Genomic DNA, 18,401 nt, shown 5'->3' with positions numbered 1-18,401 from the left:
GACGCGCGGGGCATTGCGCATCACACGCCCTGTTGTGCGCGGCACTGTACGCGCGCCGCGACCCGGTCGCGGCCTATCATGCGCGCCATGCACTATCGCCATGCCTATCACGCAGGCAACTTCGCGGACGTCTGGAAGCACGCCATTGTTTTCGGAATCCTTGATGCGCTCAATCGCAAGGCCACACCGTGGTCCTATGTGGAATCCCATGCCGGTGCCGGCCAATACCTGCTCAGTGGCGAGGCCGCCAGCAAGACCGAGGAATGGCGCGATGGCATCGGGCGCCTGTTGGCGGCACAGGGGGCGCCGGAGCAGGCCGCGCGCTTTCTGGAAAGCGTGTCCCGTATCGGCACGGGTCGCTATCCGGGCTCGCCCTGGTTCGCCCTTGAAATGGCGCGCAGCGAGGATCAACTGCTGCTGTGCGAGGCGGTGCCGGACGTCGCGCGGATGCTGATGCAGAGCTGCGGCAGGCGAGCAACGGTGCAGCAAAGGGACGGCTACCGGATGGACGCCCTGCTGCCGCCCCGGCACAAGCGCGGTCTGGTGCTGATCGATCCGCCCTTCGAGCGCGCGGATGAATTTCGTGCGGTGGCGGAACTGCTGGAGCGCTGTGCCGGCAAATTCGGACACGGAGTGCACGCCCTGTGGTATCCGCGCAAGAATGCCCACGACGCGGATCGTGCCCTGCGCCGCATGGCGCGCGCCTTCGGTAAGCCGGTGTGGAATGCGGTGCTCGATCATGGCGACATCGGAGGCGGGCGAATGCATGCCTGCGGGGTCGCCGTCGTCAATCCGCCCTATGGCCTGGACCATCAATGGGCGGATTCGCTGGGCTGGATGGCCAGCCAAATGGGGCGTGGCCCGCGCGCCCACCACCGACTGGAATGGATCAATCCCTGATGGACCAAGCATCGATCGAGACCCTGCACGAAGGCCGCTTCTTGCGGTTGCTGAAGGATGGCCGCTGGGAATACGTCAGTCGCGTGCGCGGTATCGGCGGCGCCGCCATCGTGGCAGTCACACCAGCGCGCGAGATCGTGCTGGTCGAGCAGTATCGCCACCCGGTCCAGGCTCGCACCATCGAGCTGCCCGCTGGCATTGTCGGCGATGACACCGCCGGCGAGAGCCCGGAAGTCGCAGCCGGCCGCGAGCTGGAGGAAGAGACCGGCTTCCGTCCCGCGCGGGTCGAGCGGCTCATGCAGGGGCCATCGGCGCCAGGGCTGACCTCGGAGAGCACCTACCTCGTGTTGGCCACGGGCTTGACCCGGATCCACGCCGGAGGCGGTGTGGCGGGGGAGGACATTGAGCCGCACGTCGTGCCCCTCGATGCGGCGCCGGAATGGCTGGCCGCTCGCATGCAGTCAGGGCTGCTGATCGAGCCCAAGGTCTACGCTGGGCTATTCTTCGCTGCCCGTGTCGCGGCCGATGCCCTGGTCCCGCCGGGCTGAATCCGAATCCTCTGACTTACGGTTGCCCATGTCCCTCCCGAATCTGCTGCAAGGCCGTTTGCGTCTGCCCGTCATCGCGGCGCCCATGTTCATCGTCTCGAATCCGGATCTGGTCATCGCCCAGTGCAAGGCCGGTGTGGTGGGGTCTTTTCCTGCGCTGAATGCGCGTCCGGAGCCGGTGCTGGAGGAATGGCTGGAACGGATCACAACGGAGCTCGAGGCGGCGCGCGCGGCGCAGCCTGACGCCCCGATTGCCCCCTTCGCCGTCAACCAAATCGTGCACGCCTCAAACCAGCGGTTAGCGCACGACGTCGAGATGTGCGCGCGCTACCGCGTGCCCATCCAAATCACTTCGCTGCGCGCACCGGATGCCGTGGTCGAGGCGGCGCACAGCTACGGTGGACTGGTGTTCCACGATGTCACCAATATCAAGCACGCCAAGCGCGCGCTGCAGGCGGGTGTGGATGGGCTGATTCTGGTCTGCCACGGCGCGGGTGGCCATGCCGGACGGCTATCGCCCTTTGCGCTGATCCCGGAAATCCGCGCCTTCTACGATGGGCCGATCATCGCCTCGGGCGCGATCGCCAGCGGAGGTGCGGTACTGGCGGCCCAGGCCGTGGGGGCGGATCTGGCCTACATCGGCACGCGTTTCATCGCCACCGAGGAAGCCAACGCCGCCCCTGAATACAAGGCTGCATTGCTGGCCGCAAGCGGCGAGGACATTGTCTACACCGATCTTTTCACCGGCGTGCACGGCAACTATCTGCGCTCCAGTATCGAGGCGGCCGGGCTCGATCCGGATAATCTGCCGGCCGGCGACAAGAAGACGATGGATTTCGGCTCCGGCGGCGCCAGCTCCGCCAAGGCGTGGCGCGACATCTGGGGGGCGGGCCAGGGCGTAGGCCAGATCGGCGCCGTACACAGCGCCGCGCAGGTCGTCGATGCCCTCGCCGCGGAATACGAGAGCGCGCGTCAGCGCCTGGCCGCCTGAGTCCCGCTAGCGGCGCGGCACGACGCCGTTGTCGTAGACCGCGACGCGTTGGCCGGTGTAGAGATGGCTCGCGTCTTCCATGCGGAAGACGCGGCTACCGCCGCTCTCGAGCTGCACGGTAACCCGGTACGTGGTCTTCGAGCGGAGCTTTTCTTCCGCCTTGTGACCCGCGATGCCGCCGGCGATGGCGCCGACCACGGTGGCAATGTCCTTGCCGCTACCGCCGCCGATCTGGTGGCCGATGACACCGCCCGCAGCGGCACCACCCACAGCCCCTGCACCAGTGCCCTTGCCCTTTTCCTCAACCGCTTCGATGGCGGCGATGGTGCCGCAGTTGTCGCAGGCCGGCGGTCGCGGCGCGGGTTGCGGCCGTGCCTGGGCGGGTGCCGCTGCGGCTGCCGTGGGCGGGGCTTCGCTTGCAGCTTCCTTGTCGCCGTTCTGGGCGTTGGGGTAGGCCTCGCTGCTGTCCCGCTCGGCGGTGTCGACCGGGGTGCTCTCCAGGGCTTCGCCGGTACAGGCGCCAAGCGCGAAGGCCGACAGGACGATGCCCGCGAGGGCCAGGGGGAAACGGTGGGTGCGCATGGCGTACTCCTTCTACGGAAGACATGGGTATCATGCCCGTCTCGGCTGAACAGGCGATGTACCGGGATGCGCCCGCCACCGCTGCCGCGGGCTTGCAAAGCAGGGCCCAAGCCACTATCATCTCGCGCCTTTTCCGGGCTTCCCAAGCCGCTGTATTGCCGGCTTCTACGGATACTTCGAATCATGCAGACGACCTTTGCCAACGCCCAAACCGCCAAGCGCGATTGGGTCATCTTCGACGCCGAGGGCCAGACTCTGGGCCGTCTCGCCAGTGAAATTGCGCGCCGCCTGCGCGGCAAGCACAAGCCGGAGTTCACGCCGCACGCCGATGTGGGGGACTACGTTGTCGTCATCAATGCGGAAAAGGTGCGTGTCACCGGCCGCAAGATGAACGACAAGATCTACTGGCGCCACACCGGCTACCCGGGCGGCATCCGTTCGCGCACGCTCAGCCAGCAGTTGGAGCGTCATCCCGAGCGCGTGCTGCAGAGCGCCGTCCGCGGCATGCTGCCGCGCGGCCCGCTGGGCTACGCGCAGTTCGGCAAGCTGAAGGTCTATGCCGGCAGCGAGCATCCTCATACGGCGCAGCAGCCTGCGCCCGTCACCCTCTGATTGAGTCCTAGCGCATGAGTGTTACGCAAAACTACGGCACGGGCCGACGCAAGACCGCCTCCGCTCGCGTGTTTCTGAAGCCGGGCAGTGGCGAGATCACCGTCAATGGCAAGAGCCTCGAAGAATACTTTGGTGGTCGCGAAAGCTCGCGCATGATCGTGCGTCAGCCGCTCGACACGGTCGAATCCAATGACCGTTTCGATTTCAAGATCACGGTCTCCGGCGGCGGCCCCAGCGGCCAGGCCGGTGCGATCCGCCATGGCATCGCGCGTGCGCTCGCCGATTACGATCCCGAGATGAAGTCGCCGCTGCGCGCAGCTGGCTACATCACGCGCGACCCGCGTGCTGTTGAGCGCAAGAAGGTCGGCAAGCACAAGGCGCGTCGCAGCGTCCAGTTCAGCAAGCGCTGATGTGGTACACCCCGCTGCACGGCAGCGGGGTGTGTTGTACTGTTTCGACTGTCCGCTGGGGGATCGTCTAATGGTAGGACAGCGGATTCTGATTCCGCCAGTCTAGGTTCGAATCCTAGTCCCCCAGCCATCTCTTCAAGGCCCGCGATCAGCGGGCCTTGCTGTTTCCGAGTTTTCCGTTCGTGTATCCGGCGGCGCCGGCAAAGGGCTGTTTCGACATGTGGTTCAAGAACCTGCAACTCTTCGTGACCGACAATCGATGGACCCTGTCCGCCGCTGATCTTGAGGAGAAGCTGCGCGAAACGGTCCTGCAGCCAGTGTCAGGTCTGCAATGGCAGTCCGAAGGCTGGCTGTCACCGCGTGGCGATGCCCAGCTGGTCTTCGGCCAGGACCAGCAACTGTTGTTCGCCTATGGCGAGGAGAAGAAGCTGCTTCCCGCCGGCGTGATCCGGGATGAGGTCGCCTCGCGCGCAAAGACCTTCGAACAGGTCAAAGGCTTTGCGCCGCCCCGCAAGCATCTGCGCGAACTCAAGGAACAGGTGACCAATGAACTGCTGCCGCGTGCCTTTGGCCAGCGCAAGGTCACCCGTGCCTGGATCGATCCGACGCAGGGTCTGCTCGTGGTCGATGCCGCCAGCATGGCGGCGGCCGAATCGCTGGTGGCCCTGCTCGGCCGTACGGTGGAAGGCAATGGATTCACGCCGTTGAGCTGCGAGCCCTCCGTGGGGGCGCAGATGACACAGTGGCTGAGCGCCGGAGAGGCGCCCGCGCCCTTCGATCTGGAAGACGAATGCGAACTGGTCAGTCCGCAGGCCGAGCGTCCAGCCGTGCGCTATGCCCGGCATGCGCTGGACCTGCCGGAAATCCGCGCCCATCTCTCGGCCGGTAAATTTGTGCAACGACTGCGCCTGAGCTGGCGCGAAAGCCTGCGCTTCACGCTGGACGATCAGCTCCAGATCAAGCGGCTGCAGGTCGGTGAGATCAGTTCGGACAGCGATAGCGAGAGCGATCCGGATACGGCTTTCGCGGCCGATTTCATACTGATGTGCAGCACCTTTGGCCCGATGATCGCCGACTTGCGGCGCGTGCTTTCCGCGGATGGAAGCCCGTCCAGCTAGCCGAGATCGATGCTATCGGCGCGCCTCATTGCGTTCGCGCCAATCTGAGGGCCGCTCGAAGACGCCGCGCCACAGGCCACGGTTGGCATCGGCGGCCTCGCGTTCCAGCGCGACATAGGGGGAATCCACGTTGTTGGCCACTGCATAGCCGTTGCGCACCAGCCATTCGTTGAGATTCTCGCCGTAGTGGCGGCAGACCCCAAGGTAGTCGTCACTCTCTTCGACCGTGGCGACGTCGCAGACGACACGGTCGCGCTGCAGCCGCTGTTCCAGCAGCGCCGCCATATCCTCGCCGCAGCGATACGGCAGTCCGGAGGCCCGACGGCAGAGCTGCTCGAGTTCCGGGGCGTCCAGACCGGACAGATGAACCACGGCGCCATCAACGGTGAGCGTGTCCGCATCCAGCACGCGGGCGCGTCCGGCGATGGTTTCGGTGGGTTCCGGCGGTGAGCCGTCAATGGGGAGAAACCAGCGCGTACGCTCGGGTGGACCCGTCTCTCGGGCTGGCTTTATCTCGTTTCCACCGAACACGCTACATCCGGCGGTCGATAGCGATATGGCGGCGGCTGCCACCAGAACAATCCATGGCTGATTTCGCATCACGCGTGGATGATAGCCCGCCCGGCCGAAGCAATGCCGTGCATCGCCTTCGGCACGCCGCTGATCCCGTCTGTCCTTCAAGGTGAACCGCCTGTCGTGTTGGGGGCGCCGCTGTGCGTGCGGGCCGGTACGCTGCATCGCAAGTCTCCCTGTGGCCGGATGTGCGCTTCTCCCGATCCCAAGCTGCCGGCCAGCTGGCCCTGACCTTGCCCCCCAAGGTCGGGGCCTTTTTTATGGACTGCACAACACAGCATAGATAGCGCACCGAAAGCCTGCGTAGGCTCGCTATGATAAAGCGATGCAAGTGACCGTATGCACGTCGACCACAGGTGCGTCATGAGTAGCCGCTCACGCCGGCTGTTCTGGGCGGGCGCGCGCACGGTGGGCCGCTCGCTGACCTCTCGGGTGCGCAGTCTGCGCGACAGTGACGCCCGCCAGCGTTTCTGGCAGACCACTGGCGAGGACTGGTTTGCGCTGCTCTCGGAGATGAAGGGCGCAGCCATGAAGCTGGGGCAGCTGGCATCCCAGTACGAGGATCTGCTGCCCAAAGACCTGTCGGAGGCGCTCAGCAAGCTGCAACGCTCCGCACCGCCAAGGCCGCTTGCGGATTTGGAACCCGTCATGCAGGCGGCGTGGACGGCTGAGCAACGCGCTCGCTTCGTGCGCATTGAAGAACCGGCCGCTGCGGCGGCCTCCATTGGCCAGGTCCATCGCGCGCATCTCGATGACGGCCGGGTGGTCGCACTGAAGCTGCGCTATCCGGAAGTGCGTGAAGCCATTGACGACGACGTTGCGGCGCTGGGCCGACTCTTTCGTATGGCGCGGATCGCACCCGTAGACGGGCGCGCGCTGGATGGTGTGCTGTCCGAGATCCGTACCCGATTCTCGGAAGAAACGGACTACCGCAAGGAGTTGGCCAATCTGCAACGGCTGCGTGCAGCCCGACGGCATGACTATATTGTGATGCCGGAGCCCATCGCGGACTTGTGCACCGAATCCACCCTCGTCACGACCTGGGAAGAAGCGTGCAGCCTGAGCCAAGCCAAGCAATGGTCGCCCGAGCTGCGCGATCGAATCGGCGAAGGCTTTGCCCGCTGGGTGGTGGCTTCGGTGTTCGACAGCGGCTTTGTCCATGCGGATCCGCATCCGGGCAATTTCGGATTTCTCGCCGACGGTCGCATCGTAATCTACGACTTTGGTTGCGCCGTGCCGGTACGGCAGGAAGCGCGCCAGTGGATGGCACAGGCCGTGGCAGGCGGCCTTGACCGCGATTGGCCACGCGTCCACGCTGCATTGCAGAAATTGCGCGCCGTGCCGGAAGACCGCGCGTTGTGTGACGAGGACGCGTCACTCTACGCGGATATCTGTCGTGCGGTGGCGGATCCGTTGCTGGCGGATGCCACCTTCGCCTTCCGCGATGGCCGCATCATCGACGAGGCGCGTGCCGTTGCACGCAGCCATCTGCGCAGTGCCTTCCGTTATCGGCCTGTGCCGGAACTGGTCTTCGTCATGCGGACGCTTTCCGGTGCCTACTGGCTGTTGCGCAACCTGGATGCGCAGGTGCGCATGCGCACCCTGCTGTGGGCGGTGGCACGTAAGGCGCCACCGCCGCCTGTTTCAGCGTTGGACGGGCGCGAGCGCCTCGCAGAAGAAATCCAGCTGTGAACTGCTGGAGGCGGTGAAGCCTTCTCCGCGGTAGATATCAAAGTGCCCCATATCGAGTTCCACGATATGGCTGCGGTCGCCTGCCACGGCAGCTGCCCGCCGTACCGGCGCCGGCGGCGTGATGAGGTCCTGGCTGCAGGCGATGAACAGGCTGGGGCATTTCAGCTTGGGTACGCTGCGAATCGGCCGGTAGGTCGGTACTGACAGCATCACCCGGGCGCAGAAGGCATTGACCCAGTCGGGGGGCGTAATGGCGCGGTAACCCGCCAAGGCATCCTCCGTGGACATGCCCGCGACCTCGCCCTTGGCCCCCACGATCGGCAGTGTCACCGGTGCGGCGCCACTGATTGCAGCGGCCTGGTCGCGCATCGCCGCCAGTGAGGACTGGGCAACCGCAGACCAACCGGCATTGCGCAACAACGCCTGCAGCGTGGCAAGGCCATCGAGCATCGGCGCCTGTGAACTGATCGCTGCCACGGCGTCGTCTTCGGCCGCCACGGTGACCACGTGGCCGCCCGAGAAGGAAGTACCCCACAAGCCGATACGGTTGCCATCCACGCCGCTGAGGGTGCGTGCGTGCGCGATGGCGGCGTGCCAGTCGGTGAGCTGGCGGCGGACATTGATCAGCTGCCGCGGCTCCCCGCCACTGGCGCCGAAATGGCGGTAATCGAAGAGTAATACGTGCAGACCCGCGGTGGCGAAGGTCTGCGCGTAGGGCTCCAGACCCGCGTCGCGCGTGCCGCCGAAGCCATGGGCCATGACGATGCACGGGCTGCCCGCCTCGTTGGCGAGATGATCCACGCGCGGAATGTAGTGCCAGGCCGCGCAGGAGGCGTCGCCGCTCCCAAAGCTGACGTCCTGACGCGCGTACAGCTTGTCGCTATCTCCCATGTTCTTCTCCTCTAATTGTGCGATGGCAACGCTAGCACGACACGGGCTTCAAGCCGATGGCGACGGGCTGCGGAGCAGGCTGCGCCGCCGCCACAGGCCAGCCAGCAGCAGGACGGGGGCCCACCAGCTTCCACTTCCGCTGTCGCTGCCGCCATTTCCGCCTCCGCCGTTACCGCCACCGTTGCCGGGGCCACCGCCGTTGCCACCCCCATTCCCAGTGTCACTCAGCGCACAGTTGGCAAGTGCCGCTTCGTCGTCGGCGTCCATGGATGACGTGGCGTTCTCAGGGTTCAGCCCATTCAGGCGAAGCGTGTCGGTACCGTCGGGGGCAAGGTGGATGCACAACTGCGAATCACGGGTGCGTCCGCCGAGCCAGGCCACCTCGGTGCGTCCGTAGAAATCGGCGGCATCACGGTCATTGCAGCTGGCACCGCCGCCAAATAGCACCCCCACCAAGAGGCCGCTTGGGTTCCAGATGCCGGCACCACTGGAACCCTGTTCAGTGGTGCCCTGGCTCCAGCGCACGATCCAGGCATCCACGGTCTGGCCGTCAATGGTCACGCGGTCCTTGTTCAGGGCCTCGGTAAAGAGGCTGATTTTTTTGACGTCCCCACTAGGGTGGTGGATCGAGGCACCATCGCCGACCGGCTCGCCGGTAGCATCCCAGCCGGTGAAAAAGGCATCCACCGAGGCGGGCGGCTCGTCCTGCAGGCGGACGAGGGTGTGGTCCGAGGCGGAGTGGGTCGCGAGCAAGACGGCCCCGTTATCCGATTCGGTCAGGTCGCGGGCTTCGCCGGCGCCGCAGGCCTCGCGTTCGAAATTCCAGTACGCGACCACGCTGCCCGCGTTGTTTTCGCGGAGCAGGCAGTGGTGTGCCGTGAGGATGAGTGGGGTCCCATCCTGACGCGTGTTGTTGATGAGGTTGCCGGTGCAGAACGCGCCCTCCGAGCCCACGCGAAAGGTGAGGCCGACGACGCTACGAATCTGCTCCTGCCAGTCGTCGCCCTGCGGGCAGGCGACGTCCACGTTGCAGGATTGGGCGCTTCCGAAGTTCTCCTGAATCTTTCGGATATCGCGATGGCCGTGCATCACGCCTTCGATATCGAGCGCGAGGTCGGCGCGTTGACTGGCCGGCAACAGGATTTCGACTACGGCCTGGTCGCCAAAGACCATGGCGGTACTCATCGTGCCGTCGGTGTTGACATCCTCCAGGGTGTAGGGCCCCTGGGTCATGTCGGTCAGCGGATGGCGCAGGTAGAGGTGCGCGTCGGGCGCACCGGAGAAGCGCGCCAGTTCCAGGCTCAGGCTCTTGGCGCCCGGCGACTGCACCAGGAGACGCCAGCGCGCCTGGCCCGGCTGGGGGCTATCCCACCATCCATCCGCCAGCGAGGCCGGAGCCGGCAGCATGCGGGCGAAGAACAGCGGCCCCGGGCCGTGATGCGTGCTGCGCGCGAAGGTCTCCGCTGTCTGCTGGGGCACGAGCGTCGGCAGTGCGGTGCCGGCGTGGGCGTCACCGAGGACGCCGGCAGCCGCTGTACTGCTGATGATGGCAAGGGCCGCGATAACCCGTTGTGGCGCCGTCAATGCTGGCATGCAATCTCCCCCGCAGGATGACAATCGAGTCTTGTAGTCAGTGCCCGGAATGCGATGGCTTCCAAGAAGCGGCGCTCTAGGAACAATTGCGCGGATTGTGCTCTTGGGCGTGCGCACTATTCAACTTCGCGCCGTGGCACCGTGGCGGGCCCAAGGCGCAGCGCCCTTCAGTAGGTGATCGTGACCGTGATGGTGTCGCTGTAGGTTCCGGAAGGCGGCGTGCTTTGTGCAGCCACACGCCCATAGATGGCGCGGGGCTGCGGATTGCCTGTACCGGTGGTCGAAACGGTGTCAGCGCCCAGGGTATTGCCCCAGCGCAGAGAGCGGCCCACGTCCTGATACAGCCCGTAGGTCACGTAGCGCCCTGTCACCGCGTTCTGCATGCGTCGTTGAATGCCCGTTGCATGAAGGCCATCATCGAGGCCGATCTGATAGGGCGTGGTATTCGTGCATTGCGGTGCGACGGTGGCCGTGATGTCTACGGCCGTGTTGAGAAGCCCCTGCGTGCCGAAGTCCATGTCCTGTACGGCGAAGCTGGGATTGCAGGTGGCTTCCACGTTGGCGGTGGCTGAGAAAGGAAAGAAAGACGCACCGGAATCAACGCCACCCGATAGGCAACTGCTTGGAGGGGAGGCCGTACCGAGGAGTACCTCGTTTGCTTGAAACTGCATATAGGCATCCAGCAGATTGAAGTCGTTCTGATAGCTGCCTGGTACCGTCGTGAGCTGGTTGGATGGAATGCGTCCATACACGGTCAGGCTGCCGCTGCCGCTGCCACCCAGCAGCGGAACGCTGTACTGAAGAATGACTTCGACCTGCTGACCGTTGTCCACAGTGCCCCACACGAGGCTGTACGAGGCATCCCGGTAGAGATTGAAGGACAGGCTGTTTCCGCCGGAGGTCATTCGGCGCGGGAAGATGGTGCCCGTCCCGCTCGAACCGTCGTCGATGTTGAAGCACATCCGCACGGCTGCGCTCGCAAGCAGACTCAGGCCGCTGGTCTGGCAGCTGTAGTTGATGGTCGCCGTGACATCAGACCAGCCGGTGAAGGGGTCGCTGCTGCCAAATGTCACGTTGGTCATCGACGTGCTGCAGGTGGTGGCTGCTTGCACTGTGGCAGGCAGCATGCAGCAAGCGAGAACGATCAGGCAGGCCGCGTAGGCGCCGGTACGACGGGCGAAGAGGGTGGGCGTTAGTGACATAGGATCGGTCCAATCGTGGGAAGCACCGCCTTGCTGTCGGGGGTGGGCACGCTGAACCGGCATGCGGTGCCGTCCGGTCGTTCTGCGTTGAACAGCTGACCGGTGTCCAATTGTTCAACATAGGCCTGGCCGTCGTAGCCCACAGCGGTGACGAATGCCCCGTTGCGCATGATCCGGCTTCCGAGTGGCAGCGGCTGCTGATCAAGATCATGAATCACCAGCAGCGCAGCGGTGGTGCGGCGGACGCCAAAATCGGTGACAACGCCTGACCGAAGTCGCGGTGTGACAACGGTGCGGCGCGAGGCGAACTGGAGGTCGGCGGCCAAGCCCAGGGTATCGATGGCGAGCCGATTTTCGCGATAGGGGCCCAAGCCCGTGAGCAGAAAATAGCCGTTGTGATCCGTGGTACCGATGTACCGGTTCTCCAGAAGTACCGGGATGCCGGCTTCGCCACCGGTCGAGACGAGCGCAAAACTTTCCTGAACCTGGCGCGCAGGGAAGATGTGATGCGGTTGTTTCGCCATCCACACGAGGGCGCCGCCCGCATCAGCGAAGCCGCCGAGGCGACCGTCGACGGCGCGGACGCCGCCGCCCACCGAGAAGCGGTCAGCAATATGACGAATCTGCGCTTCGTAGGCGTCGATGTTGGGCGTTTGCTGCGCGTCGAGGCTCCAGCCGGTGCCACCATCGGGAGGCAGCACCCGGCGCAGATTGGCGCCGTAGCGGGCGCCGCCCCGGTCTTGGTAGCCGGCACTGGTTGTTGCGTTGAGGCGTCGGTTGAAAGTCATGCTGAAGCTGACAAAAGCGCGCCAGGTCGTGCCAGGGGCCAGCTCGCGCGCCACGTTGCCGAACACCGTCCATCCGGGTCGCAATCGCAGGCTGGTGCCCAAGCCCACGGTGCGCGAGGCTTCGGATGCCCCGCGCTCGAGGCGCGTATAGCTGAGTGATACGTTGCCGGTATTGCCGATTCCGACGCTGGCACCCAAGCGTTCGGCGTGCTCTGCGGGCGGGCGACCCTCCAGCGCCGCCACATCGGTGAAGCGGTCGAAACTGCGCTCGATCCGGTAATCGAGGCTGAAGCCGCGCCGCATCCAGCTATAGCCCACGCTGCCCCGATGTCCGCGAAATTCGTCCCGGCCCCCGCTACCTACCCACGATCCCGCCAGCACGCCAAGCTGGCCGATCCGCAGCAACGCGCCGGCACCGCCGACCACGAGGTCCTCCGCGCCTTGGGCGTGGCCCTCCAAGGTCAGCCAACGCGACCAGCCATAGCGGCCGCTCGCACTGGCAACCGGGGTATCGCCATAAGAGAAGGAGCGCGTTCCGAAGTCGCGTCGGAGGGCGCCCACCGAGAGGCTGTAGTCGCTCAGACCGGCGTCCAGCAGTTGTGGTGCGCTGTAGTAGCTGAAGTCGAATACGCGGACACGGCCAAGGGCATCCGTCAGCACGACCTGCGCATCACCCGCACCCGTTACCAGTGGAGGAACCTCGATTTCGTAAGGGCCGGGGAGAATGTTGTCAGCGTATTGGCGCAGGCCGTCCACGTACAGTTCCAGGCGTGAGGGCAGTGCAGCCTCACCGAAGAAGGCGGGTACGGGCTCCGTGATCAGCCCGGGTTGGAGCCCGAAATTCCTCCGCAGCTGGATGCCGCCGATGCGCGTGGCACGTGTCCACGAGGGCCCGCTACTGATGAGGTCGCCCAGCTCCAGCGTCTGCAGCCGATGCTGCCAATCCATGCGATAGGTGGTATCCAGCCGCGTGTATTGGTCCTCGTCGCCTTTGCTTCGAAACCGGGAGAGTCCCGTGCTGTCCGCCACCCCCATCGGCCCGAAGAGGCGGATACCCGAGGCGGCTGTGAGTCCGTGATTGCCCCCTTCGTTGAAATCTGCCCGCATGTCGTAGTTGAGCAGCGCGCCGACATCCGATACCGCGGCACTCTCTATTGCGCGCTGTGCGTTGTAGCGCTGCGGCTTGATGTTGAGGCGATAGGGCTCAGCCATGAGCGTGAGCTGCTGGCGCGCGCGGTCGAGGGTGTAGGTCAGCCCGGGAATGTCTTCCAGCGCGATGTAGCGCGCCTCGGGCAAGGTGACGGGTCGGAGACCCAGCGAAGCGAAATGCGGCGGCCAGATGAAGAGGCGGTCCTCCGCTTCAAACACCTGTACGACGTAACGCAGCGGAACCTGATTCAGGAAAACATCCAGATAGAGGGCGGTCGCCGGGGGTGGCAGACCAGGTCCGTCGAGCAGGACTACGTTCACGGGCTGTGACGGATCCGGCAAGGCGATTGGCTGGGCGCCATGCCCAGTGGCCGGCAGGGCACCACATGCGGTCGCGAGGCTAGTCAGCAGGATCGCGCGCTGACAGGCTCTGGCTGCGGCGTTCCCCATTGATGCGCGCATCGATCTCAGCCGGAATTTCTGCGGAAGTAGGCCACGGCAGGGACCAGGTACGTGTCACGCCTGGCAGGACGTATCCGACCAAACCGTCTTGCGTGGCCGCGCTCGCGCCTTCCGCGTTCAATACGCGCAGATCGGCGATCTGCGCTCGGCTGCTGCCCGTATTGGTGGCTGTGACGCGAAGGGTCTCAGTAGCGGGGCCTGTGGTCGACCAACGCACCGTCGCCCTACTGTCGGAGGGTGTGTTGATGAAGACGGGAATCGAGTAGCGGAGCTTGAAGCGCAGGCCTGCCGATGGCGCCTGCGTCACAGTGGATGGCGGCGGTGCCTCCTCGTTGATTGGCAACTCGTCCACCAGAAGGCGAAAAGCTTCTTCCCGCGGTTCTTCGGAATTGCCTGCATGGCGTCGCACGATGCGCACGAACTGCTGTTCGCCCGGCGGTATCGTCACGAAGGGTGGGCTTGCGACCAGCCGATCCGTTGGCTCGAGCCGGTCGTCCCCCTCGGGTTGATCCCAAGCAAAGACGCGCACCTGCGCGCGGAATACCTCTCCGCCGCGGTTGTGCAGAACCAAGCCCTGCGCAATATCGTCCGGGGAAAACGTCAATGAGGTGGGCGATACCGCTAGGCTGGAAGCGGCCCCCAGCAGGGGAAAGACCAGCGTGGCCAGCCCGGCAAGCAGGTAGGCTGCAGCAAATCGGCCCGTGGCCGACGTCCGCATCAGCGCATGCATGGAGCTCAAGGCAGTGCTCAGAAGGTGACCGTCACCGTCACTATATCGCTATAGGCGCCGGCGGGCGGGGTGCTGGCGTTGTCGGCGTTGGCGACCCGCCCGAATACATCCACGGTTTGTTCTACTCCGGTCCCCGTCCCCCCTGTCGTGCTGCCAAAGGTCGTCCCGTCGCCCCAGAGGGTGGTGCGGCCACTGTCGCTGTACAACCGGTAGCTCACAAGGTTGCCACCGTTTTCCATGCGCCGCGAGGTGGCGTCTGGATTGGCGCCATCGTCCAGGCTGAGCGTGAATGCGGCCCCTTCAGTACAGGTGACATAGATCGCCGATGCAGCGTCGTAGTCCTGGTTCAAGAGATTGACCGTGCCGAAGTCGAGATCCGTGGGTGCAGTCGACAGTTCGCACGCGTCCTGCAGCGTGATGGTGACATTGAAGGTATCGGATGTCTGTGCGAGCGCTGCGCTGGACCACGCGACAGCGATGATTCCAGACATGCGGAATAGGAAGTGCGGCGTCTTCTTCATGGGAGCGGCCTAGCCTGTACAAGAGATATCCAGGCTATCGGCGGGGTGAACGCCGTCTTGTGAAGCCGCGGATCAGTGGCTGCCGTGAGCTGACAAGCGATTCATGTCTGCGCGGAAATCCTCCGCGCTTAGGTATGCCTTTGGGATTCGCGGCTACGGAAGGGAGGGCTCGCAGCGCTCACGACTGAACGCATAGGCCTCGTCAAAGCCATCCAGCGGGATCGCCACCTCCGTGATCGGCGTTTCAGCGGCGTCCTTCTGCGTGACGATGAAGGTATTGAACTGCTGCATATGGCGCAGGATGCGCGGCAGACCAGCCGTGAGGTCGAGGGTGCCGTGGTCGGAATCGGCAGTCAGCGTGGCGTCGGCATAGCCCCGTTGCTGGTTCCCTCCGAAGGTGAAGAGGACGTCGAAGCGCTTGTCCTGCGGCATCTCGCGAAAGCCGGGATTGAGCAACAGCAGACTTTCGCGCGCGGCGTCGATGTCGCGCTTGCAGGTGTAGAGCACGGCCACACCGCGCACCGCTTGCTCGCTCTCCACCACGAACAGCGGCGGTTCACTGCCCTCGGCGGGCACCTGGTAGTAGACCCAACTGCCAAAATCCTTGACCTGCGCGGTGGCCGTTGTAGTCATGGCGAACAGGGCGAGGGCAACCAGGCAACGCATAGGGCATCTCGGTAGCGGCACGAAGCGCTACGGTAGCGCAAAGCACTCACCGTAGCGCGCCAGCGTGCCTAGAGGCGCAAGGCCAGCCCACCGTAGATCTGGCGTTCCGGCCCCGGTTCGAAGAAGCCGCGGGCGTCCAGGGGGCGCCCCTGATTGGCATTCACGCGCAGATTGGCGATGTAATCGCGGTCCAGCAGATTGTTCACACCCGCGAAGACCTCCAGCGTGCTCTGCCCGAGCGGAAAGCGCCAGCCGCCGCGCAGGTTGACGAGGGCGAAGCCGGCCACGGACAGTGCGTTGGCGTTCTCGGCATAGCGGCTGTCGGTGATCTGGGTGTCGATGGTGCCAAAGGCGCGCTCGCCTTGCCAGGCGGCCTCGAGGAAGGCGTTCTGGCGGGGGACTCCCGGTAGATCGTTGCCCGAGAGGTCGTTGCCATCGCGGTCGACGAAGCGGTCGAAGCGTAGACGGGCGTAGGTATAGCTGCCGGTGAGCGTTACGCCGTGTCCGGCATTCCATACCACCGCCGCTTCCACGCCCTCCCGGTCGGTGCGCGCGGCATTCTGGAAGAAGGTGCGACCGTCGATCTCGAAAGGCGTGATCTCATCGTCGACGCGTACCGAAAACACGGTCAAGTCATAGTGCAGCGCGCTGTCGAAGCCGTTACGGAAGCCGATCTCGCGGTTCAGACTTTCCTGTGGGTCGATCGCGGGGTTGAAGCCGGCACCACCGTCCGGGCGCGCGAATTCGGTGAAGGTGGGTGATTCGAAAGCGGTGGCAATCTGGGCGTAGAAGCGATGCGGGCCGAAGTACCGCCAGATCAGCCCGCCGCTGTAGCTGGCCTCCGTGAACCGTCGTTCCCCGCTGTCATCGCCATCGTCGAGCAGGCGGTCGTCGATGGACAGCTCGAGGCGGTCGATTCGCGCGCCCAGATTGACCGTGACGGAGGGATGCACGTCCAGATCGGCCTGGGCAAAGGCAGCAATCACCTGCGCTTCCTGCTCCTCGTTCTGTACCAGGTCAGAGGAGGATGCCTGCGGACCGCCACCGCGGCGGCGGCGATCGTCCAACTGGCGCTGCGCATCGATGCCGACCGTATAGCGCAGCGGCAGGCCAGCCAGGGGGGTACTGCTCTTGAAGGCACTGTCCACGCCGTAGAAATCGCGGTCGAAGGCAATGAAGTTGTTGTCAACGCCGGGGAAGGAAAAGGGCAGCAGCTGCTCGAAGTCGCGGCGCGTGTAGAAGGTACGGCTGACAATGGCCGAGCGCTCGCCAATGGCCCATTCGTGGGTCAGACCAACGCGCTGTTGCGCCACATCCTGACCCGCGTCGAGCAGCACGGCCGCATTCGTGGCCTGTCTGCGGTCTTCGGCAAGATCATTGAGATTCAATCCGCCTGGGTCCTGTGCCGTGGGGAGTTCCAATGCGGTGACAACGGCCTCCAGGCGGTGGGCCTCGTTGGGTGTCCAGCCCAGCTTGCTGTTGAACAGCGTTTTCTCGACCGCGCTCTGTTGACGCCATCCCTCGAAATCGAGATGACTGATCCCGGCGTGGTAATCCCATGCGCCGCTGGCGCCCCCGGTATGGGCATTGAACTTGAGGAAGTCGTCGCTACCGCCAAGTGCGCGAACCGTGGTTCCCGCGTGGTCCCGGCCGTTGGCGGTCTCAATGGAGATCACCCCGCCGCTGGCATTGCCGTAGAGCACCGATGCCGGTCCGCGGATGACCTCCGCGCGGGTAGCGGTGTCCAGGTCGATGGAGCCGACCTGCGACTGCCCGTCCGGCAATGTCTCGGGAAAGCCATCGAGCCGGATGCGGATGCCGCGCACGCCAAAAGGCGCCCGGGAACCAAAGCCGCGGAGCGATAGGCGCTGCCCCTGGGCAAAGTTGTAGCGGTTCTGCAGGAAGAGACCCGGTACCCGTGTCAGTGCTTCGTCCAGTTGCAGACCCTGGCGCCCATCGCGGATGGTTGACGCGTCGATGACGGTCACACCGGAGGGCGTATCGGGCAGGGCACGTTCCAGGCGCGTGCCCGTCACGACCACAGCATCCAGGCTGTCTGTGTCCGGGCTCTGCGCGTGAGCACTGCCGGCGAAGCCAGCAAGAACCAGCACTATGGCTCTGCGTTGCGGGCTCAGAGTCCGCTTCTTTGTTCTATCGCTGTAGCCTCTGACGATGGCCTTGGGACCGATGTCCGCATCGAGCTGGCAGTTGTAGTCCTCTGCCGCCATAGGCACTCCTCGTGCACGCTCCGTACGCGCTTTCATGGGTCGTCTCTCCTCGTCGTTGTTGTTGGCTTCCGCGGACGAAGCCTAATGCACTTTGCGGCAGCGCGTAGTCGTGCTACGGGCGTGACAGTGTGTGGCACGGGCGCTCCACGCGCGGGCCGTCATCATTCGCATGGCTTTCCTAAAAAATGCAGCAACATCATTCGATTAGCGTTCATTCGCATCTTGGCCTGGTTATTGCTCATACGGTCCTGACATTCAACATGCGTTTCGACGCAGGACATTACAGTGGAAAAAGAAGAGAGAGACCAGAAGCAGGGGCGACCAGGACAGGGCGAGGAATTCGGTTCGTCCGTTCAGCAGGCATCCCGGCAGGCCTTGGAGGCATCGGAGCGCGTCGTGACGGCAATGATCGATCTGGGCGAATTGACGGCGCAGCAGATACTGTCCATCGCCGCACAGCAGATGAAGATCAACGACGATTTCTCGGAACACTGCGCGGCGCATTTCGACACGCTATGCACCCACGCCGATTCGCAGGAATTGCTGGACAAGCAGCGCGCCTTGATCCATGACCTGCGCCAACGCGTGGACGGGCATGCCGAGGTGATGTATCGCATCTGGTCGGAAGGGCACCGAACCCTGGCCTCGATCTTCGAGCGCATTGACGCCATCGAAGAGGCACTGGGAACAAGCACGGATGAAGCCAACGTCGAGAATGCTGCGCACCGCGATCACTAGGATCGCG

18 protein-coding genes and 1 tRNA gene are annotated in these 18,401 nt (G+C 64.7%); 9 read left to right on the top strand and 10 right to left on the bottom strand.

What is annotated here, in order from left to right:
* Window positions 1-87 precede the first annotated feature (87 nt).
* Genes ACOOFO_RS14825 through ACOOFO_RS14815 form a run of 3 tightly spaced genes read left to right on the top strand, consistent with a single transcriptional unit; the run spans window position 88 to window position 2,439 of the window.
* Entirely contained in the window at window positions 88-900 is an 813-nt protein-coding gene (locus ACOOFO_RS14825; RefSeq protein ID WP_420427522.1) for a 23S rRNA (adenine(2030)-N(6))-methyltransferase RlmJ, read from the top strand.
* The gene (locus ACOOFO_RS14820) at window positions 900-1,448 is read left to right on the top strand and encodes an NUDIX hydrolase (RefSeq protein WP_420427521.1); all 549 of its coding nucleotides are present in this window, start codon (window positions 900-902) and stop codon (window positions 1,446-1,448) included. Before ACOOFO_RS14825 ends, ACOOFO_RS14820 begins: the two co-directional genes overlap by 1 nt.
* A 28-nt stretch (window positions 1,449-1,476) precedes the next feature.
* Window positions 1,477-2,439, top strand: coding sequence for an NAD(P)H-dependent flavin oxidoreductase (locus ACOOFO_RS14815; protein ID WP_420427520.1), 963 nt, complete (start codon window positions 1,477-1,479; stop codon window positions 2,437-2,439).
* Between the two features lie 6 nt (window positions 2,440-2,445).
* On the opposite strand, the gene ACOOFO_RS14810 is transcribed toward ACOOFO_RS14815, so the two are convergent.
* Window positions 2,446-3,021, bottom strand: a complete 576-nt coding sequence (locus ACOOFO_RS14810; protein ID WP_420427519.1) for a glycine zipper 2TM domain-containing protein — start codon at window positions 3,019-3,021, stop codon at window positions 2,446-2,448.
* A gap of 183 nt (window positions 3,022-3,204) precedes the next feature.
* Between ACOOFO_RS14810 and rplM the strand changes: the two genes are divergently transcribed.
* The 4 genes from rplM (at window position 3,205) to ACOOFO_RS14790 (ending at window position 5,161) form a co-directional block, all read left to right on the top strand.
* The gene (gene rplM, locus ACOOFO_RS14805) at window positions 3,205-3,633 is read left to right on the top strand and encodes a 50S ribosomal protein L13 (RefSeq protein WP_420427518.1); all 429 of its coding nucleotides are present in this window, start codon (window positions 3,205-3,207) and stop codon (window positions 3,631-3,633) included.
* A gap of 14 nt (window positions 3,634-3,647) precedes the next feature.
* Entirely contained in the window at window positions 3,648-4,043 is a 396-nt protein-coding gene (gene rpsI / locus ACOOFO_RS14800; RefSeq protein ID WP_420427517.1) for a 30S ribosomal protein S9, read from the top strand.
* A 56-nt stretch (window positions 4,044-4,099) separates the two neighbouring features.
* A tRNA-Gln gene (locus ACOOFO_RS14795) sits at window positions 4,100-4,173 on the top strand.
* 88 nt (window positions 4,174-4,261) lie between these two features.
* Window positions 4,262-5,161, top strand: a complete 900-nt coding sequence (locus ACOOFO_RS14790) for a recombination-associated protein RdgC (RefSeq protein WP_420427516.1) — start codon at window positions 4,262-4,264, stop codon at window positions 5,159-5,161.
* A gap of 12 nt (window positions 5,162-5,173) precedes the next feature.
* On the opposite strand, the gene ACOOFO_RS14785 is transcribed toward ACOOFO_RS14790, so the two are convergent.
* Window positions 5,174-5,842: a thermonuclease family protein gene (locus ACOOFO_RS14785; protein WP_420427515.1), complete on the bottom strand. Its 669-nt coding sequence runs from the start codon at window positions 5,840-5,842 to the stop codon at window positions 5,174-5,176.
* Window positions 5,843-6,097: 255 nt separating this feature from the next.
* Between ACOOFO_RS14785 and ACOOFO_RS14780 the strand changes: the two genes are divergently transcribed.
* The gene (locus ACOOFO_RS14780; protein WP_420427514.1) at window positions 6,098-7,426 is read left to right on the top strand and encodes an ABC1 kinase family protein; all 1,329 of its coding nucleotides are present in this window, start codon (window positions 6,098-6,100) and stop codon (window positions 7,424-7,426) included.
* On the opposite strand, the gene ACOOFO_RS14775 is transcribed toward ACOOFO_RS14780, so the two are convergent.
* The 8 genes from ACOOFO_RS14775 to ACOOFO_RS14740 form a co-directional block, all read right to left on the bottom strand.
* A complete protein-coding gene (locus ACOOFO_RS14775) occupies window positions 7,379-8,317 on the bottom strand; it encodes an alpha/beta hydrolase (RefSeq protein ID WP_420427513.1) in 939 nt (312 codons plus the stop codon). The genes ACOOFO_RS14780 and ACOOFO_RS14775 overlap by 48 nt on opposite strands.
* 48 nt (window positions 8,318-8,365) lie before the next feature.
* On the bottom strand, window positions 8,366-9,910 hold the full coding sequence (locus ACOOFO_RS14770; protein WP_420427512.1) for a trypsin-like serine peptidase: 1,545 nt from the start codon (window positions 9,908-9,910) through the stop codon (window positions 8,366-8,368).
* A 167-nt stretch (window positions 9,911-10,077) separates the two neighbouring features.
* Entirely contained in the window at window positions 10,078-11,037 is a 960-nt protein-coding gene (locus ACOOFO_RS14765; RefSeq protein ID WP_420429800.1) for a spore coat U domain-containing protein, read from the bottom strand.
* 65 nt (window positions 11,038-11,102) lie between these two features.
* Window positions 11,103-13,370 carry a fimbria/pilus outer membrane usher protein gene (locus ACOOFO_RS14760; RefSeq protein WP_420427511.1) on the bottom strand — a complete coding sequence of 756 codons (2,268 nt, stop codon included), beginning with the start codon at window positions 13,368-13,370 and terminating at the stop codon, window positions 11,103-11,105.
* A 79-nt stretch (window positions 13,371-13,449) separates the two neighbouring features.
* Window positions 13,450-14,241 carry a molecular chaperone gene (locus ACOOFO_RS14755; protein ID WP_420429798.1) on the bottom strand — a complete coding sequence of 264 codons (792 nt, stop codon included), beginning with the start codon at window positions 14,239-14,241 and terminating at the stop codon, window positions 13,450-13,452.
* Between the two features lie 17 nt (window positions 14,242-14,258).
* The gene (locus ACOOFO_RS14750) at window positions 14,259-14,762 is read right to left on the bottom strand and encodes a spore coat U domain-containing protein (protein ID WP_420427510.1); all 504 of its coding nucleotides are present in this window, start codon (window positions 14,760-14,762) and stop codon (window positions 14,259-14,261) included.
* 153 nt (window positions 14,763-14,915) lie between these two features.
* Window positions 14,916-15,428: a hypothetical protein gene (locus ACOOFO_RS14745; protein ID WP_420427509.1), complete on the bottom strand. Its 513-nt coding sequence runs from the start codon at window positions 15,426-15,428 to the stop codon at window positions 14,916-14,918.
* Window positions 15,429-15,496: 68 nt separating this feature from the next.
* Entirely contained in the window at window positions 15,497-17,692 is a 2,196-nt protein-coding gene (locus ACOOFO_RS14740; protein ID WP_420427508.1) for a TonB-dependent receptor family protein, read from the bottom strand.
* 249 nt (window positions 17,693-17,941) lie between these two features.
* Between ACOOFO_RS14740 and ACOOFO_RS14735 the strand changes: the two genes are divergently transcribed.
* A complete protein-coding gene (locus ACOOFO_RS14735; protein WP_420427507.1) occupies window positions 17,942-18,394 on the top strand; it encodes a hypothetical protein in 453 nt (150 codons plus the stop codon).
* Window positions 18,395-18,401 lie beyond the last annotated feature (7 nt).

Origin of the sequence: Algiphilus sp. (assembly GCF_965216485.1) — a bacterium.
Taxonomy (GTDB): domain Bacteria; phylum Pseudomonadota; class Gammaproteobacteria; order Nevskiales; family Nevskiaceae; genus Algiphilus.
The sequence above is the reverse complement of the archived record's forward strand: the minus strand, read 5'-3'. Positions and strand labels throughout refer to the sequence as shown.

Bases quoted from the DNA above. Each gene is read 5' to 3' on its own strand.
- ACOOFO_RS14815 (WP_420427520.1), top strand. From the start codon at position 1,477: ATGTCCCTCCCGAATCTGCTGCAAGGCCGTTTGCGTCTGCCCGTCATC.
- ACOOFO_RS14745 (WP_420427509.1), bottom strand. From the start codon at position 15,428: ATGCGTTGCCTGGTTGCCCTCGCCCTGTTCGCCATGACTACAACGGCC.
- ACOOFO_RS14770 (WP_420427512.1), bottom strand. From the start codon at position 9,910: ATGCCAGCATTGACGGCGCCACAACGGGTTATCGCGGCCCTTGCCATC.
- ACOOFO_RS14790 (WP_420427516.1), top strand. From the start codon at position 4,262: ATGTGGTTCAAGAACCTGCAACTCTTCGTGACCGACAATCGATGGACC.
- ACOOFO_RS14750 (WP_420427510.1), bottom strand. From the start codon at position 14,762: ATGAAGAAGACGCCGCACTTCCTATTCCGCATGTCTGGAATCATCGCT.
- ACOOFO_RS14755 (WP_420429798.1), bottom strand. From the start codon at position 14,241: ATGCATGCGCTGATGCGGACGTCGGCCACGGGCCGATTTGCTGCAGCC.
- ACOOFO_RS14820 (WP_420427521.1), top strand. From the start codon at position 900: ATGGACCAAGCATCGATCGAGACCCTGCACGAAGGCCGCTTCTTGCGG.
- ACOOFO_RS14780 (WP_420427514.1), top strand. From the start codon at position 6,098: ATGAGTAGCCGCTCACGCCGGCTGTTCTGGGCGGGCGCGCGCACGGTG.
- rpsI (WP_420427517.1), top strand. From the start codon at position 3,648: ATGAGTGTTACGCAAAACTACGGCACGGGCCGACGCAAGACCGCCTCC.
- ACOOFO_RS14825 (WP_420427522.1), top strand. From the start codon at position 88: ATGCACTATCGCCATGCCTATCACGCAGGCAACTTCGCGGACGTCTGG.
- ACOOFO_RS14775 (WP_420427513.1), bottom strand. From the start codon at position 8,317: ATGGGAGATAGCGACAAGCTGTACGCGCGTCAGGACGTCAGCTTTGGG.
- ACOOFO_RS14810 (WP_420427519.1), bottom strand. From the start codon at position 3,021: ATGCGCACCCACCGTTTCCCCCTGGCCCTCGCGGGCATCGTCCTGTCG.
- rplM (WP_420427518.1), top strand. From the start codon at position 3,205: ATGCAGACGACCTTTGCCAACGCCCAAACCGCCAAGCGCGATTGGGTC.
- ACOOFO_RS14765 (WP_420429800.1), bottom strand. From the start codon at position 11,037: ATGCTGCCTGCCACAGTGCAAGCAGCCACCACCTGCAGCACGTCGATG.
- ACOOFO_RS14740 (WP_420427508.1), bottom strand. From the start codon at position 17,692: ATGAAAGCGCGTACGGAGCGTGCACGAGGAGTGCCTATGGCGGCAGAG.